Raw genomic sequence first — 15,637 nt, 5'->3', positions numbered from 1 at the left:
ACAGGCTTGCCAACCCTCAGCGCGGCGGGACCGAGTAGGTTGCCGTGGCGTGGGCGACGTAGTCTTCCTCGCCCTCCCCGGCAATCGCGCAATCGACCACGGCCAGCCGCTTGCCAAGCTTCAGGATCCGGCAGGTGCACAGGAGATCGCCCGGTTCGGGCTTTCTCAGGAAATTGATGTTGAGATTGGTGGTCACCGCCAGCGCCACCGGACCGATATGCGCCAGGATCGCCACATAGGCGGCGAGATCTGCAAGCGCCATCATCGCCGGCCCCGAAACCGTCCCACCCGGCCTCAGATGCATTTCGGTCGCGCTCAGGCGCACAACAGCCTCGCCGTCCGAGATACTGTCGACGCTGTAGGCCCGCCCGCCCGCATGTATCTGCGGAAAGACCTCGTCCAGAAAGGCCGAGACCTCCTGCGAACTCATCACGGGTGTCATGTGGTTTGTCCTCCCAGACCGCTGCGCCGGCAGGGCCACTCCCCTGGCCTGCCTCATTATTTTTCTGAAGTCTTACGTAAACGTCAGCGTCGCCAAGCGCAATATGGCAGCGTCTGTTCCAAACGTTTGAGCATTCACTCCAGCGGCAGGGCCAGGCCTGACTTCGTGTTGCGCAGGATGAAATTGGTCATGGACGCGCGCACCAGGCCGGGGCCCAGCAGACGCTTCATGATGAAGGTCTCCAGCTCCTCCGGGTCCCGCGCCACCACCTTCAGCACGTAGTCGCTCTCACCCGTGATCGAACTGCACTCGATCACCTGATCATCGCTCTGCACCAGACGGTCAAAGGCCTCGATGGTGTCGCGCGTGTGATCGACCAGGGAGACATGCACATAGGCCATGGCGTTCAGCCCGAGCTGTTTGCGGTTGAGAACCGCGACGTATTTCTCGATGACGCCGACTTCTTCCAGACGCTTCACCCGGCGCCAGCAGGGCGACACCGACATGTTCGAAGCCTCTGCCAGATCCTTGGTGCTGATCCGGCCGTCCTTTTGCAGATGCTCCAAGAGCTTCCGGTCGGTTGAATCGATCGCGGCAGGGTGCGTCATTGGATGAATCTTCCCATCAAGTTCTCAAGAAGCCGATTTCTTTGCCAGATTTGCAGAAATATCGAACAAATGGAACGTTAATTCCCGGCGCACGGTCATAGTCTTTCCTCAGGAGGAGACCACCATGGCTAAAACCAGCGCCTATACGGCAAAGACACCCGGCCCCGACGGCCGCATTACCTACAGCAGCTCCGAGGACCTGGTCTGGCGCGATCTCTACGCCCAGCAGGAACCCAACATCCGCAAATGGTCCGCACCTGAATACATCGCAGGCTTCGACCGCCTCGCCCTGCCGTCGGACCACGTTCCCCAATGCACCGAGATCTCCGAGGTTCTCGGCAGCCTGACCGGCTGGCGCGTTGAACCGGTTCCGGCTCTGATCGGCTTTTCCCGCTTTTTCGCAATGCTCGCCGACAGGACCTTTCCGGCTGCGTCCTTCATCCGCAGCCGCGAGGATTTCAACTACATCAAGGAACCGGACATCTTTCACGAGATCTTCGGCCACACGCCACTTTTGACAGACGAGCGTTTTGCCAATTTCTCGAAAGCCATCGGCGAAGCCGGCGCAAAACTTGAGCCGCGCGACTTTTCCTGGCTGATCCGGCTCTACTGGTTCACCATCGAGTTCGGCCTGACGCGGAAAGGTGACACCTACAAGGCCCTCGGATCCGGCCTTGCGTCATCACCCACGGAACTTCCCTACAGCGTTGAAAGCCCGGATGCCCTGCGCCGCCCCTTCGATGTCATCGACATTCTCAGGACTCCCTATCGGATCGACATCCACCAGCCGGTCTATTTCGTCCTCGACAAGGTCGACGACCTGTTCGAGGCTGCGGAACGCGATCTGGTTGCCGACATCCGGACCGCACAGTCCAAGGGCCTCTTTGCCCCACTTTATCCAGAAAAACAGGAAGCCTGAGCCATGACGTCCCCAAGCACAGAAGATAAAACCCTGGCCGACATGACCTGTGAACCCTGTCAGGGCATTGGCGGCACCTTGAGCGCGGAAGAGGCCACAGCCCAGATGACCTCCCTGCACGAGGACTGGTCGCTGAACGACGATGCCACCGCGATCACGCGCACCCTTCGCTTCAAGGGTTTTGCCAAGGCCGTCTACACCGCCAATGCGGCCGCCTTCCTGGCCGACCAGCAGGGCCATCACCCGGATGTCAGCTTTGGCTGGGGCTATTGCACCCTTGTCTTCACCTCCCACGAACTGGGCGGCCTGACAGGCAACGACTTCATCTGCGCCGCCAAATTGGACAAATTGCTGAGTTAGGCATCGCATTTCGGCTGGAGGCGGCCGCCCGGACATTGTACTGATCGGCTGAGTGCAAAGCCCGGAGACAACCGGGCCTGAAAGCCATTTGGGTATCACATCCGGGAAAACGCCATGTCCGCCTCCGCCACGCCAGAAACCGCAACATCCGACGCCGACGGCAAGCCACTGCTTGCAACGCTCCTGCATCAGGGCGTCTACCGGATTGTCATGCAGCGCCCGGAGAAAATGAACGCGCTTTCCCGTGAGATGATGAGCGCCCTGTCTGCCGAACTGACCAAGGCGGCCGAGGATCCGGACGTGCGCGTCGTCGTTCTGGGGGCCGAAGGCAAGGTCTTTTGCGCCGGCCATGACCTCAAGGAACTGACCGCGGCCCGCGCCGAAGCCGATGGCGGCAAGGCCACCTATGAAGCCATCATGCGCCAATGCTCGGACCTGATGCAGCAGATTGTCCGCCTGCCCAAGCCGGTCATTGCCGTCGTCACGGGCGTTGCCACAGCTGCCGGCTGCCAGCTCGTCGCCTCCTGTGATCTGGCCATGGCAGTCGATACGGCAACCTTCTGCACACCAGGCGTCAACATCGGCCTCTTCTGCTCCACGCCCATGGTTGCCCTCAGCCGCAACGTCGCGCCCAAACAGGCCATGGAAATGCTTTTAACCGGCGAGAGCATCGATGCGTCCACCGCCAAGGACTTCGGTCTGATCAATCGCATCGTGCCGCGCGATTATCTCGATCAGGTGGTGCAGAAATACGCTGAGGCCATCGCCTCCAAGTCGGCGCACACGCTCAAGATCGGCAAGGAGGCCTTCTACCGTCAGCTCGAAATGCCCCTGTCGGATGCCTATGACTTTGCGGCACAGACCATGGTCGACAACATGATGGCCAACGACGCGCAAGAAGGCATCAATGCCTTCCTTCAAAAGCGCAAACCCGAATGGACGGACGACTGATCCATGAACCACGACAGCTATTCCGACGCCTACATCAAGGGCATCCTGGACGAGACCCGGACCATCGCCATGGTCGGCGCCAGCGCCAACACCGTGCGCCCGTCCTATTTCGTCCTGAAATACATGCTGTCGAAAGGCTATGACGTCTGGCCGATCAATCCAGGTCATGCCGGCAAGGAAATCCTCGGTCAGATGACCCATGCCAGCCTGGCGGACCTGCCTGAGGCTCCTGATATGATCGACATCTTCCGAAACTCCGCCGCAGCCGCTAAGATCGTGGACGATATAATCGCCTCTAAGAACCTGCCAAAGACAATCTGGATGCAATTGTCTGTCCGCAACGACGAGGCCGCCGCCCGCGCAGAAGCTGCCGGCATAAAAGTCGTCATGGACCGCTGCCCGAAGATCGAATACGGCAGGCTTTCCGGCGAAATCGGCTGGGCCGGCGTCAATTCCCGCACCCTCTCCTCCAAACGCCCGACCCTTCGCGACGGCTTCCAGCGCCGGGGCCTGAAGAGCTAGGTCCCCTCGACGGTCCATCCCCGCCTTGTGCGGGGATCCAATCCACATTGCCGCCAATCGGTCAGGTGTAAGCGGGCTGAGAAACGCAACGTGCTCACTGCTTTGCTCAATAAGCTTCAGGAGCCAATAGATCCCCGCACAAGGCGGGGATGACGGCTGTGGGTGTGGCGAACCCCAGCGCATGCCGCAGAGAACACACTCTCCGTCGTCATTGTCGGGCTTGTCCCGGCAATCCAAATAGCCTCACAGCAAATACCCGCGCTATGGATCCTCGGGACAAGCCCGAGGATGACACCCGATGGGTATGGCGGCGCCCTCCAATGACGGCAGGGGCATGGCTTCTATGGATGTCGTCTGGCCTTGCCCCTCTCCCCGCGCCTTCCCGGACGAGCGCAGCGGAGATCCGGGACCCAGTACGCCGGAACCTCACGGCTCATGCCGAAGCGCCAGAGGTTGCTGGATCCCTGCCTTCGCAGGGAAGGCAGAGGGAGGGAAAGTCGCAATGACCTCTGACCGCTTTCCGAATGACCACGGGACCAAAGGCAAAGCCTCTCCTCCACTCCGTCATGCCATGGCCTGACCATGGCATCCATGCCGTGACATCGCCCTAGAGAACCACTTCGATTTGGAGAGCCGAAACGGCATGGATTGCAGGATCAAGTCCTGCAATGACGCCAGTGGGTATGGTGGGCCTTGCTTCAAACTCCCTGCCTTCCCGGACAAGCGCAGCGGAGATCCAGGACCCAGTACGCCGGAACCTCACGGCTCATGCCGAAACGCCTGCGATTACTGGATCCCTGCCTGCGCAGGGAAAGCAGAGAGGGGATAGAGCAGACCTTATCCCTCATTCGGACGAGGATAGACCCCTCGCAAGGCATTGAAAACACACCCATTGCCTGTGAATAGCCGGAACTTATCCTCACTCGCCGGACCTGTCGTATCATTGATCCCGTTCCTGCCATCACGGGGCCGCTAATGGCCAATCCATGGAAAAGGGCCGTTCGCGGTGGCGGGGACCGGGTTTCGAGGATGGGGTCTGGTGTAACGGATCAGCCCCTATCCGGTGACTGGCAGCTTGGACCTGCAGCTGGGAGTGACGCTGCACGCCTCAGGCGCGTTTCGTATCTGGCAAACCGGAGGACGCTCTACTTCCGGCGCGCAGAAAAGAGAAAGACGCACGTTCAGTCATTTGGGACACGAAATCCGGGCAGGCGCGACGGCCTTGCACATCCCACTTTCCCAACTGCTCCCGGCAAGTCCGGAGCGCCTGCCATCCCGTTTGAACGGGAGACCACAAAAGCCAAAACGCCGGGGAGAGATCCCGCGGCGGATATGGTGCTGGCTGAACGGCAGTGGCACGCCGCAAACTCCGAATCCGGCGCACAAACATTGAAATCCCTTTTCTGAAACCGAACCACCAGCGCAAGATCTTGCCTTTACGCCCTCGCGGGCTTCCGCCAGTATGCGCAAAATTGACTTGGAGGAGGCTCAAATGAGCGACGGCATACCAGGATTTTCAACACTGGCGATTCACGCGGGCGCACAGCCGGATCCGGCCACGGGCGCGCGCGCCACGCCGATCTACCAGACGACCTCGTTCGTTTTTGATGATGTGGACCACGCAGCCTCCCTCTTCGGCCTTCAGGCCTTCGGCAACATCTACACCCGCATCACCAACCCGACGACAGCTGTGCTTGAAGAGCGGGTCGCCGCGCTTGAAGGCGGCACGGCCGCACTGGCGACAGCCTCCGGGCATTCGGCCCAGCTCCTTGCCTTCCACACCATGATGCAGCCGGGCGATAATATTGTCGCCGCCAACAAGCTCTATGGCGGGTCCATCAACCAGCTGAACCATTCGTTCAAGAGCTTCGGCTGGGCCGTCAAATGGGCCAATCCGGACGATCTGTCGACCTTCGAAGCGGCGATTGACGAGAACACCAAAGCCATTTTCATCGAGAGTCTGGCCAACCCGGGCGGCATTGTCGTCGATATTGCCGGGATTTCCGCGATCGCAAAGGCCAAGGGCATTCCGCTCGTTGTCGACAACACCATGGCAACGCCCTACCTCTGCCGCCCGATCGAGTATGGCGCAGATGTTGTTCTTCATTCCCTGACCAAGTTCATGGGCGGCCACGGCAACTCCATGGGTGGCATCATCGTCGATGCCGGCAACTTTGACTGGTCCGCAAACGGTCGCTATCCGCTGATGTCCGAGCCACGGCCCGAGTATCAGGGCGTGGTCCTGCATGAAACCTTTGGCAACTTTGCCTTCGCCATTGCCTGCCGCGTTCTTGGCCTGCGCGATCTGGGCCCGGCAATCTCGCCCTTCAACGCCTTCCAGATCCTCACTGGCATCGAGACATTGCCCCTGCGCATGCAGCGCCATTGCGACAATGCCAAGAAGGTGGCCCTGCATCTGTCGGCCCACCCGAAGGTGTCCTGGGTCTCCTATGCAGCGCTGCCTGAAGATCCGAACCATGCGCTTCAGCAGAAATACAGCCCCAAGGGCGCAGGCGCGGTCTTCACCTTCGGTCTGGACGGTGGCTATGACGCCGGTGTCGGGCTGGTGTCGAACGTCCAGCTCTTTTCCCATCTGGCCAACATCGGCGACACCCGTTCGCTGATCATCCACCCGGCGTCGACGACCCACCGCCAGCTGACAGACGAACAGAAGACTGCGGCAGGAGCAGGACCGGAAGTGGTCCGGCTGTCCATCGGCATTGAAGACGCCGAAGACATCATCGCCGATCTCGACCAGGCACTGGAACAGGTCTGAGCGGTCACGTTCTCGACAGCTCGCGAAAACGAAAAGCCCGCCAAATGGCGGGCTTTTTTTTCGGCTTGGGCAACGGCTGCCTTCAGTCTTCTTCCATCTTCAGGCTAACGAGTTCTTCAAGTTTTTCCTTGCTGAACGGCTTGATGACGACCGGCACATTCTTGAAGCTTTCATCCAGCAATGATGTGTCCTCGTAGCCGCTGGCAAAGATGAAGGGCACGCCCAAGTCCCTGAGCTTTTGCGCAATCGGAATGCTGTTTTCCCGGCCAAGGTTGATGTCCAGCAGGGCAAAATCAAGCTTGTCAGCCGCTATTACCTCCAGACCGGTTTCAACGTCTTTCGCCAACGCCACATCGACGAAACCGATCTCGCGCAACATGTCCTCATTGTCGAGCGCAATGATCATGTTGTCTTCGACGAGCAGAGCCTTGGACCGAGGCACCTGAACCGCGTTCCGAGTCACGGCACGGACAATGGTCGGCGGCTGTGGAAGCTTGTCCAGCTCGACATAATCCGCCGGGATCCGAAAGGACGCACGAACGCCCTCCGGCAGATACTCGATGGCGGCCTCACCATTCAGCTCATGGGGAATGGAGTGTTCAATGATGGTCGAGCCAAACCCGCGCCGGCTTGGCGGCACCACCGGTGGTCCACCGGCTTCGACCCAGCTGATCTCCAGATCCCCCTCCGGTGTCGGCGTCCATTCGACGGTCAAAAAGCCGCCTGACGCTGACAAAGCACCGTGTTTGGCCGAGTTGGTGACCATCTCGTGGACCACCAGCGCCATCGTCGAAAAGGCAAGCGGCGCGATCATCACATGCGGCCCAAGAAGGCGCGCGCTGTCGCCGTAGGTCGGAGAATACGCCGTGAGCTCATTGGTGAAGAGCGACGTCAGCGGCGCCGGGGACCACTGATCTTGCGTGATCTGATCGTGCGCGCGCGCCAGCGCCTTGATCCGCCCATCCAACAATTTGGTGAAATGCTCGGTGCTCTCAGCGGTTTCCATGGTGCGTGAGACGAGCCCCTGGATCAGGGTCAGGATGTTGCGAACCCGGTGGTTAAGCTCAGCAATCAGCGTGTCCTGCCGTTCATTCGCTTCCTTCTGGAGCTTCTCGTTCATATCCACCGAGCGCAGGATGACTTCCAGCAGCGTGGTGCGCAGGGACTCGCAGATTTTCAGCTCGGCAGCGGTCCACTTGGCCGACTGGCCAACAACTTCCTGTTTCCACGCCTCAAAACTCTTGCGCGGTGTCAGGCGCGGCCCGTTTGGCCCAAGCTCAACCGGTTTTTCCGGATTGCCCGCCCAAGTGACGGATTGCACCACCTCGCCTCGGAAAAACAGCAGGTAGTCGCGCGGTCGCCGGGAAACCGGAATGGCCAGCAAACCGGGAATCCGCCGGGTGAAGTCGCTCTCGCCGAGGAACTTCGAGAAGGTATGGGTCGAAAACAGCTTGCTGGCGGCCGTCCGGTTCAGGAAAGGCACGAATTCCTCCAACTCGTCCTTGCGAGCGGCAAGGCCGAGGCTGGTGTATTGGCCATCGACCAGAACCGCCACGCCATCACAGGAGACCACATCCATGAAGGGTTCCATATAGCTGGAGAGGTTCTGAAAAACACTGCCCTCGACCGAGATCGACGACATGATCCGATCATGAAGAACCCGCGCGCGCTCTTCATGATTGAGCACCTCATCCTGAAGGCGCCTGGCCAGATCCCGCGAAAACATCTGTGAGAACAGTTCAGCCGTGGTCCGACGGTCAAAACTCATCTGCTTCGGGCTGTAGTGATGGCAGGCGAAAAGGCCCCAGAGTCTTCCATCCACAATGATCGAGATTGACAGAGAGGCGCCAACGCCCATGTTGCGAAGGTATTCAAGATGGATTTCCGAAACCGAACGCAGCACGCTGAGCGACAGATCCAGAGGTTCTCCGGTGGTCGTAATCGCCGGGACGATCCGAGCCACCTTTCCGTTCACATCGCTGATGATGCGAAACTGGTTGCGGATGTAGAGCTGGCGCGCCTGGACCGGAATATCACTTGCCGGATACCGCAGACCGAGGAAGGAATCCACGCCAGGAGCGCGGCTTTCGGCAACCACTTGGCCCGACCCATCGTCCATGAAGCGATAGACCATGACCCGGTCGAAATCGGTCACCGTGCGGACCTGCCGCGCAGCGTCCGACAGAAACTCGTCAAACTCCTCGGCCGCATCGATCCGGGCCATCATGGAACGGACCGCAGAGATCGCATCGAGGCGGTTCGTCATCTCGGAGGGCTCGCACTCCAGAATGATCAAATCCCCGGAGCGATGCAGGGCAACGTCATAGCTCTTGCCGTCGCCGAAAAGGTCCAGGCCAAACAGACGCTCGGTCGAATCGCTGTATTGCAGCCATTGCAGCCGTCCACGGATCTCCTGAAAAGCGTAGGCGCCCAGAAGGTGGACCGCCTGAACGCCCGAAAGTTCCTCAGGTGTCCGGCCGGTGAAGGCAACGCAATTCTCGCTTACATGTGCCAACAACCAATCGTTGGAAAAGGCAAGGAGACAGCCGAACGCCTGAACGCCGCCCAGAAACTGGATCGGCTCCCGGTCACAATTGGTGAGGTCAACAGTTGTCATGAGTTTCCGTCACTCTAACACGCGCCTTAGCCCGGACACATCGTCCAAAAGCAGCTGATTGTTCTTCGAAGGGGGCTGCGGGCGGGAAGGTCGTGCGCCGCTTGGATGCGCCAAAAACATCCCGAACGCTCAAACTCACCGTCACTGCCGACAGGACTCCCCTAAGTGCTGTCAATTGTCGCAATTCCAAATATCTGCGATTATCTACCAAGACTCAAACCAAATTTCGCCAGCCCAGCGCACGCCAAATTCCGCCGGTTTTAGATGCGAAACCCGGTTTTCCGGGCCTCATCCAGGAAACGCAGCGAACGCCCGGCACGCGCCCTCCGCCATCCCGGCACGATCATCCAGCCGCATATCCGCCTGCTCAAGTTGCACGAGAAATTCGGGCCAATAGCGACAGCGCGCGGTTTCCTGAAAGAAGTCGGATTTGCTCATCAGTTCGCTGCGGTTGACCAGAATGCGCGCGCCCAGCCGGGAGCCCTCCAGCACGTAGAGCGCGCCCCAGACCTCTGCTTCAGAGCGAAAGTCCAACGCCTGCTGCGTCACCTCGTCTTCAGACCACGCCAGCGCTGTTTCAGCCAACTCGGCGCCAATCATCGCGGCCCGTTTACGCTCTGACCAGAGCGGGAAGATGCGCGCTGCATGGCTTTCATCCAGGCCCGCTTCAATGGCCGAGATACCACGATACATAAATCGAAGAAATTGGGTCACGCCCTCGGCAAGCGTCAGATCAAAGGCCTCTGCGCGCTTGTCGACCAACTCGTGCGATGTCCTTGTCTGCTCTGCCAAATAAAATCGAACAGGCGGGATTTTCAGAGCAGTTTCTGGCATGATTATTCGTCGCCTCGCAGCTGGGATCGGCAACGCAATAGCTGCTGCCTGCCGTCGTGTGCTTGGTCGATTTTCCTGCGCAATTTAGAAGAGATCCTCGAAGCGATATAGGCATTCACGCGTCCGTCTAAACACTCCAGACGTCCCAGCAAGGCGTAAAGTTGAAACGCGGCTTTGCTAAGTTGGTTCCCGGGCACTTTAGAATTCTTGAATTTAAAATTCACGAATTTTTTTGAGCGTGATCAATCGTCCACATCCAAGCTCGAGGCTCAAACGAAGAAAGGTCCGCATGCGCGGACCTTTGTCAAAAGCAGCTCACCTGAAACGGCGTCAGGCGGCGGACACCATCGATGCGTTGAAGCGCTGTTCCTCCAAATAGCCATCGGCAAGCAGAACGATCGTGCCGGATTTCACCTCTGTCCAGGCCTCGGGCGCTTCATCCAGGGGTTCGGACACCACCGAGGTGCCATCGACAAAGCTCCGGCAGAAAAGGCTGGGCGCGCGGTTGTCGGAGGCGTAGCGCGCGGCAAACAGATGCCGGCCATCTGACCAGACCGCTGCAAAGCGCATGTAGGGAAGTTGGCCATGCGTCCGCGCAACGTCTTCCACGTCCTGAACAGCGCGGCGCATTGCACCGACTGGATCGTGATCAAGACCGTATCCGACCGCGATCAGAAACAGGGCCTCACTGTCCGTCGCACCCGTTCGGTATTGATAGAGGTGATCAGGGATCATTGCATCGAGCCGCTTGCGGATCAGACCATAGCCGCCGATCTGGCCATTGTGCATGAAACTCCAGCGGCCATGAGTGAACGGATGGCAATTATCATGACTTGTCGCCGTACCCGTTGAGGCCCGTATATGCGCCAGAAACAAGGGCGAGCGCACATGATGGGCCAGCTGCAGCAGATTGGCATCAGCCCAGGCAGGGCGCACATCCTTGTAGACGCAAGGCTCCTTGCGGCTGTCGTACCAGGCAAGTCCAAACCCGTCCGCATTGACCTGCGTCTTGCAGGAAAAGGCATTGCGGCTTTGATGGATAAGCGAATGTTCCGGATCGCAGATCAGTTCTTCCAGAAACTTCGGCGCACCGCTCCAGGCAGCCCAACGGCACATCAGGCAGCCTCCTCGTGGGCCTTGAAGCGAGCGGTGGTCTCGTCGCAGTGATAGGCCTCGCACATGGGATAGGGATTGCGCGCCAGATCGTCGACGGCCTGCAGCACGGTCTCGACCTTTTCCGGGTTCATCAGCGCAGAGAAATTCAGCCGGGTCCAACCCGGTTTTTCCAACTCCTCGCCGGCCAGAATGCTGGCGCGCATGGCATTTGACGTAGCTTGCTCGTACCCCAGCAGCCGATGGGCATAAGGCCCGGCGCAGGCACATCCGCCGCGCGCCTGAATGCCGTAAAGGTCGGACAGCATGCGGGTCACCAGTTGCTGGTGCAAGTAGCCTCCCTTCAGCCGGTCACGGACCCTGAAAGAGAACATCGGCACCTTGTAGGTGGCCTCGGGGTTGCCCAGGATCTCGATGTTTTCATTCGCCCGCCAGCGGCTGATGGCTGCCTGGCGCAGCTCGTCATGCCGCTGATCCAGAAATGTCTGGCCCAGCGCGTCCTTGACCAGAAAGCAAAGCGCAGCGCGAATATCTCCCACAACATTTGGCGTACCTGCCTCTTCACGTGCGGCGAGGTTCTCGCTGTAGTCATGGCCCCAGGGCGAGACGAAACGCACGGTGCCGCCTCCCGGCTGAACAGGAAGATGCCGATGCACCGCCCCTTCGCGCACAATCAACACGCCGGATGCGCCCGGACCACCAATGAACTTGTGCGGCGAGACCACGATCGCGTCCTTTTGCGCGTCGGTGCCAGCTTTCATGTCGATTGGCAGATAAGGACCGCTACCCGCGCAATCCCAGACCGCCAGTGCCCCATGGCGCTTGAGGATCCGGGTGACCTGATCCGCGTCGGTGACGATGCCGGTCACATTCGACATGAGCGAGAAGGAACCAATCGTCAGACGTTCAGCCGACTGTTCACGCAGCACCGCTTCGAGTTCGTCAAGGTCAGGACCGCCCTGCGCCGCTTCGCCGATTTCGATCACCTCCGCACCGCTCTCCCGCCAGGGCAGAATGTTGGAATGATGTTCATAGGGCCCGATCAGAACCAGCGGCTTCCGGCCTCCCGCATGCTCTGCGTCTGAAACGCCCAGGAGATGAACCAAGCGGTTCAGCCCGGCGGTCGCGCCCGATCCGGCAAAGATCGTCGCAAAACCCTCTTGCGCACCGCAAAGCCGTGCAATTTCCGAACGCGCTGCCGCCCGCAAACGGGTCATCTGCGACCCGCACCAGGACGCTTCCGTATGGCTGTTGGCGTAATAGGGCAGCACCTCGGTGAGAATGAAGTCCTCGATCTGGCGCAAGGCCCGGCCTGAGGCAATATAATCCGCATAGATCAATGGCTTGGTACCGAAGGGGCCCTCGATCATTGCCCCCTCGCCGATCAGGCCTGTGCGTAACCGGCTTGCCAGATCTGGTCCCTGCAAACGGTTTGCAAAATCCTCGAAAGGTGTATGGGCTTTGGTCATCTGGGCATTCCCGATTGGATCCAGTCGTCTGGGTTCGGAAGAATGCTATGATAGACAGTGATGGGATTACCTCACCTGAATTCATCGCCAACACCACCAAAATGTGTCATATGAACGAACATGATCTATAAATTGGACAATATTGATCGAAAGATCCTGAAAGAGCTGCAGGAAGACTCGCGCCGATCGCAACGTGAAATCGCGGAAAGAGTCGGTCTGTCGCAAAATGCCTGCTGGCGTCGGCTCAAGGCCATCAGCGAAAGCGGCCTGATCAAGGGCCACACGATCCGGCTGGATCCCGCCGACATCGGGCTCGGCCTGACGGTCTTCGTCATGATCCGCACACGGCACCATTCCAGAACCTGGCTGAAACAGTTCCGCCAGGAAGTGTCGTCCATTCCGAATGTGATCGATTTCTACAGGGTCGCCGGAGACTATGATTACATGCTGAAGATCATGGCCGAGGACATGAACGCCTTCGACCGGATCTACCAGAAGCTGATCGACAAGATCGATCTGGAGACCGTGACCTCCTACATGACCATGGAGGCCATCGCCGACAGCCGCGATTTGCCGATCTAGGCACAGCCTTGCCGAATCAAGCCGGCTCCGTTCATGTTCACGTAACGCTGCCGACTGGTTCACCTATGCCAAGAATCGGCAGGCGCACATTTCAGGTCAGATTTCATTTCCCAGAGGCAACACCGTGCATCTTGATACGTCCCGCTCCGAGGCGAGCGGGTCCCCGGACATAGCCCCCAATTCCCTGTCGGCCTCAGATCTCAAGACCCTCGGCCTGTTTCATTCCTTGACCAACGAAGATCGCGAGAGCGTTCTTTCTCTTGCCGAGCCGCTGCGTCGGTCTGCCGGATCCATCCTGCTGAAGAAGGGCGAAAGCGATCGCGACCTCTACATCGTGCTTTCCGGGACGCTGGTGCCGTTTCTGACTGGCAAAAACGGTCTCGACGAGGTCGTGCTCGGCACGATCGGCCCTGGCAGCATCATCGGAGAATTTGCCTTTCTGGATGCCGCGCCACGCTCAGCCAGCGTACGCGTAACGAGCGACTGTGAAGTGCTGCGCCTGCCCTATGAAGCGCTTCGCGCCCTGCCCGATGGCGACAGGATCATCGGTGACATGAAGGGCGCCCTTGCAAGCCAAGTGGTCCAGCGCACCAGGAACACCAATGAGGCGGTTGTCGCCGGTCTTGAAAAAGAGTTGGAGCATCAGCAGCGGCAAAATGAATTTGGCCACTTTCTAATCTACACGATCTCCATATTCCTCGTGGCGATGGTGCTGTTCTATGTGGTGGCCGAAGATGTTGTTGAAGATGTCTATGAGGCCCGTTTTGCCTGGCAGGGCCTGTTGATGCTGGCGCTGCCGAGCTTGATCACGATCCGGCTTCTCAACATTCCGCTCAATCAACTCGGCATTCGCAAGAAAGGCCTGTGGAGCTCCCTGAGAGAAGCCAGCCTCATCTGTCTCGGTCTGACGCTTGTCGCAGGCCTGGTGATCTTCTTTCTGCCGGCCTCTGATCTGCAGGGCGAAGACACTGCTGCCGCTGAAGGCGCGACGGTCGATACCTGGTTCCTGTTTCACTACTTCTTTCACAGCATCTTCCAGGAACTTGGTGCCCGCGGGCTGATCCAGGGCCTTTTCCGGCGGTTCCTGGATGACCGCACCGGTCATCGCTCCGTATTCCTGACCAGCGTCGTCTTCTCGGTCCTGCACCTTGCCTTCGGGCTTGATGCGGTCCTCGTGACGTTTTTCGGCAGCCTGGCTTTCGGCTATTTCTACCTGCGCTCGGGCAATCTCGCCGGCGTCTCCCTGCTGCACTATTACCTCGGCTGTGCCGCTTCCATAATGGTGCTGCTTTAAGAGGTTTCAGGGCGCATCGAGCGCGACGCCTTCGCCAGATGGTTCCGACCTGACCTCCATGCGCGACAGAGCCTTGTCGGTCAGAGCAGCTGACAGCCAGATGCCCGTCAGCGTAATCCAGGCTGTCAGGGCGAAGATCGAGGCACCGGTGACACCGGCACCGACCGCGCAGCCTCCTGCCAGCATGCCGCCAAAACCCATCATGGCCGCACCGGTCATGTAGCGCGCCATGGATCTGCCGCCCTCGAACCCCTGAAGCGCCAGCTCGCGCGCCAGGAAGGCGGCCAGAAAGGACCCGAGAAAGACACCCGGCACCAGACCAATGTCGAAGTCGAGCTGCGAACCAGGCGGCGATAGGAACAGCATCAAAGTGTCCGCGGATGGTCCTGTAAAGGTTACACCTTCCACCTGCACCGGATCGAAAGCCTGCCGGGCCATGGAAGAGGTGAACCACCAGGCGAGTGGTATCGCCAGCCCTGCCACGGCCGCAGCCGCCATCTGCCAGATCGGCGCATGGGATCTGATTGCAAAGAAGACTGCCGCGGCCAGCCAGAGCAGTCCGAAACCGAATGTCGCAGCACTCGATGCGCCGAGCATCGCCACCAGATCATTGCCGCCGACATCCGCTGTCGTCACCCAGCCTGCAATCCACTCGCGTCCGGGCATGAGGATCCCGCGCAGGCTTGCCTGGGCGATCACCGCAAAGACAAGACCGGACAGGAGTGCGCGCAGATTGCCCGTGGCGGAAAGAACCAGCAGCCGGCTGGCGCAACCACGCGCCAGCACCATGCCCGCCCCAAACAGAAGACCGCCGATGGCCGCCCCGGAAAGGCTTTGCGGCGAGGCCAGCTGGCGCGCCTCATTGATCTGCACCTGACCAAGGCCGGCCAGAACTTGCGTCATCACCAGCGCGGCGGAAAAAGCGAACAGCCAGACAGACAGCCGAACTCCGAAAATACCATGTGCAAAGTCCAGCGCCGCCGCCCGCAGGCAAAACCGGCTTTGCTGTGCAAACGCCCCGAACATCATGCCCACCAGCAGTCCTCCGGCCGCAAGGATCAGTGGTTCGGGCACGCGCTCGAGAAGAAAGCTCAGGTCCATGGCACGTCTCCCTCTCTGCTTGGACAGCAGGAATTTTCCCGATTTCCGG

The 15,637-nt window shown here is 59.6% G+C and carries 14 protein-coding genes; 7 read left to right on the top strand and 7 right to left on the bottom strand.

All coding sequences use genetic code 11. From position 1 onward, the window contains the following. Nucleotides 1-16: 16 nt before the first annotated feature. Together IG617_RS04845 and IG617_RS04840 are read right to left on the bottom strand one after the other, a co-directional pair. The gene (locus tag IG617_RS04845) at nucleotides 17-442 is read right to left on the bottom strand and encodes a PaaI family thioesterase (protein WP_192107870.1); all 426 of its coding nucleotides are present in this window, start codon (nucleotides 440-442) and stop codon (nucleotides 17-19) included. 134 nt (nucleotides 443-576) lie between these two features. Continuing rightward, nucleotides 577-1,050 (bottom strand): Lrp/AsnC family transcriptional regulator, encoded by a 474-nt coding sequence (locus tag IG617_RS04840; protein WP_192107868.1) that lies wholly within the window; start codon nucleotides 1,048-1,050, stop codon nucleotides 577-579. Between the two features lie 124 nt (nucleotides 1,051-1,174). Here IG617_RS04840 and phhA point away from each other — a divergent pair, with 124 nt between their 5' ends. The 5 genes from phhA to IG617_RS04815 all read left to right on the top strand — a co-directional run bounded on the left by phhA (nucleotide 1,175) and on the right by IG617_RS04815 (nucleotide 6,578). Beyond that, nucleotides 1,175-1,969, top strand: a complete 795-nt coding sequence (phhA, locus tag IG617_RS04835; RefSeq protein ID WP_192107866.1) for a phenylalanine 4-monooxygenase — start codon at nucleotides 1,175-1,177, stop codon at nucleotides 1,967-1,969. Between the two features lie 3 nt (nucleotides 1,970-1,972). Then, nucleotides 1,973-2,329 (top strand): 4a-hydroxytetrahydrobiopterin dehydratase, encoded by a 357-nt coding sequence (locus IG617_RS04830; RefSeq protein WP_192107865.1) that lies wholly within the window; start codon nucleotides 1,973-1,975, stop codon nucleotides 2,327-2,329. Nucleotides 2,330-2,443: 114 nt separating this feature from the next. After that, entirely contained in the window at nucleotides 2,444-3,280 is an 837-nt protein-coding gene (locus IG617_RS04825) for an enoyl-CoA hydratase (protein WP_192107862.1), read from the top strand. Between the two features lie 3 nt (nucleotides 3,281-3,283). Then, on the top strand, nucleotides 3,284-3,802 hold the full coding sequence (locus IG617_RS04820) for a CoA-binding protein (RefSeq protein WP_192107861.1): 519 nt from the start codon (nucleotides 3,284-3,286) through the stop codon (nucleotides 3,800-3,802). A 1,492-nt stretch (nucleotides 3,803-5,294) separates the two neighbouring features. Beyond that, the gene (locus IG617_RS04815; RefSeq protein ID WP_192107858.1) at nucleotides 5,295-6,578 is read left to right on the top strand and encodes an O-acetylhomoserine aminocarboxypropyltransferase; all 1,284 of its coding nucleotides are present in this window, start codon (nucleotides 5,295-5,297) and stop codon (nucleotides 6,576-6,578) included. A gap of 82 nt (nucleotides 6,579-6,660) precedes the next feature. Here the strand turns inward: IG617_RS04815 and IG617_RS04810 are convergent, their stop codons facing one another. The 4 genes from IG617_RS04810 to IG617_RS04795 form a co-directional block, all read right to left on the bottom strand. After that, complete coding sequence (locus tag IG617_RS04810; protein ID WP_192107856.1) at nucleotides 6,661-9,195, bottom strand: HWE histidine kinase domain-containing protein; 2,535 nt, start codon at nucleotides 9,193-9,195, stop codon at nucleotides 6,661-6,663. 288 nt (nucleotides 9,196-9,483) lie between these two features. Beyond that, nucleotides 9,484-10,029, bottom strand: a complete 546-nt coding sequence (locus IG617_RS04805) for a biliverdin-producing heme oxygenase (RefSeq protein WP_192107854.1) — start codon at nucleotides 10,027-10,029, stop codon at nucleotides 9,484-9,486. Nucleotides 10,030-10,359: 330 nt separating this feature from the next. Next, nucleotides 10,360-11,145 (bottom strand): class II glutamine amidotransferase, encoded by a 786-nt coding sequence (locus tag IG617_RS04800; protein WP_192107852.1) that lies wholly within the window; start codon nucleotides 11,143-11,145, stop codon nucleotides 10,360-10,362. After that, nucleotides 11,145-12,611 (bottom strand): aminotransferase class V-fold PLP-dependent enzyme, encoded by a 1,467-nt coding sequence (locus tag IG617_RS04795; RefSeq protein ID WP_192107850.1) that lies wholly within the window; start codon nucleotides 12,609-12,611, stop codon nucleotides 11,145-11,147. The genes IG617_RS04800 and IG617_RS04795 overlap by 1 nt, the downstream gene beginning before the upstream one ends. Before the next feature lie 120 nt (nucleotides 12,612-12,731). On the opposite strand from IG617_RS04795, the gene IG617_RS04790 reads away from it, so the two are divergent. Together IG617_RS04790 and IG617_RS04785 are read left to right on the top strand one after the other, a co-directional pair. Next, nucleotides 12,732-13,193, top strand: a complete 462-nt coding sequence (locus IG617_RS04790) for an Lrp/AsnC family transcriptional regulator (RefSeq protein ID WP_192107848.1) — start codon at nucleotides 12,732-12,734, stop codon at nucleotides 13,191-13,193. A 124-nt stretch (nucleotides 13,194-13,317) separates the two neighbouring features. Next, the gene (locus tag IG617_RS04785; RefSeq protein ID WP_192107846.1) at nucleotides 13,318-14,487 is read left to right on the top strand and encodes a cyclic nucleotide-binding domain-containing protein; all 1,170 of its coding nucleotides are present in this window, start codon (nucleotides 13,318-13,320) and stop codon (nucleotides 14,485-14,487) included. Between the two features lie 6 nt (nucleotides 14,488-14,493). Here IG617_RS04785 and IG617_RS04780 read toward each other — a convergent pair whose 3' ends face one another. Further along, the gene (locus IG617_RS04780) at nucleotides 14,494-15,588 is read right to left on the bottom strand and encodes a YeeE/YedE family protein (RefSeq protein ID WP_192107844.1); all 1,095 of its coding nucleotides are present in this window, start codon (nucleotides 15,586-15,588) and stop codon (nucleotides 14,494-14,496) included. Nucleotides 15,589-15,637 lie beyond the last annotated feature (49 nt).

It is taken from the genome of Roseibium polysiphoniae (genome assembly GCF_014842925.1).
GTDB lineage: Bacteria > Pseudomonadota > Alphaproteobacteria > Rhizobiales > Stappiaceae > Roseibium > Roseibium polysiphoniae.
Note: the sequence above shows the minus strand (reverse complement) of the source record. Positions and strands in the feature narration are given on the sequence as shown.

Excerpts from the sequence above, each read along its gene's own strand:
- IG617_RS04815 (WP_192107858.1), top strand. The coding sequence starts at position 5,295 with ATGAGCGACGGCATACCAGGATTTTCAACACTGGCGATTCACGCGGGC.
- IG617_RS04820 (WP_192107861.1), top strand. The coding sequence starts at position 3,284 with ATGAACCACGACAGCTATTCCGACGCCTACATCAAGGGCATCCTGGAC.
- IG617_RS04810 (WP_192107856.1), bottom strand. The coding sequence starts at position 9,195 with ATGACAACTGTTGACCTCACCAATTGTGACCGGGAGCCGATCCAGTTT.
- IG617_RS04845 (WP_192107870.1), bottom strand. The coding sequence starts at position 442 with ATGACACCCGTGATGAGTTCGCAGGAGGTCTCGGCCTTTCTGGACGAG.
- IG617_RS04830 (WP_192107865.1), top strand. The coding sequence starts at position 1,973 with ATGACGTCCCCAAGCACAGAAGATAAAACCCTGGCCGACATGACCTGT.
- IG617_RS04795 (WP_192107850.1), bottom strand. The coding sequence starts at position 12,611 with ATGACCAAAGCCCATACACCTTTCGAGGATTTTGCAAACCGTTTGCAG.
- IG617_RS04800 (WP_192107852.1), bottom strand. The coding sequence starts at position 11,145 with ATGTGCCGTTGGGCTGCCTGGAGCGGTGCGCCGAAGTTTCTGGAAGAA.
- phhA (WP_192107866.1), top strand. The coding sequence starts at position 1,175 with ATGGCTAAAACCAGCGCCTATACGGCAAAGACACCCGGCCCCGACGGC.
- IG617_RS04790 (WP_192107848.1), top strand. The coding sequence starts at position 12,732 with ATGATCTATAAATTGGACAATATTGATCGAAAGATCCTGAAAGAGCTG.
- IG617_RS04840 (WP_192107868.1), bottom strand. The coding sequence starts at position 1,050 with ATGACGCACCCTGCCGCGATCGATTCAACCGACCGGAAGCTCTTGGAG.
- IG617_RS04825 (WP_192107862.1), top strand. The coding sequence starts at position 2,444 with ATGTCCGCCTCCGCCACGCCAGAAACCGCAACATCCGACGCCGACGGC.
- IG617_RS04780 (WP_192107844.1), bottom strand. The coding sequence starts at position 15,588 with ATGGACCTGAGCTTTCTTCTCGAGCGCGTGCCCGAACCACTGATCCTT.
- IG617_RS04805 (WP_192107854.1), bottom strand. The coding sequence starts at position 10,029 with ATGCCAGAAACTGCTCTGAAAATCCCGCCTGTTCGATTTTATTTGGCA.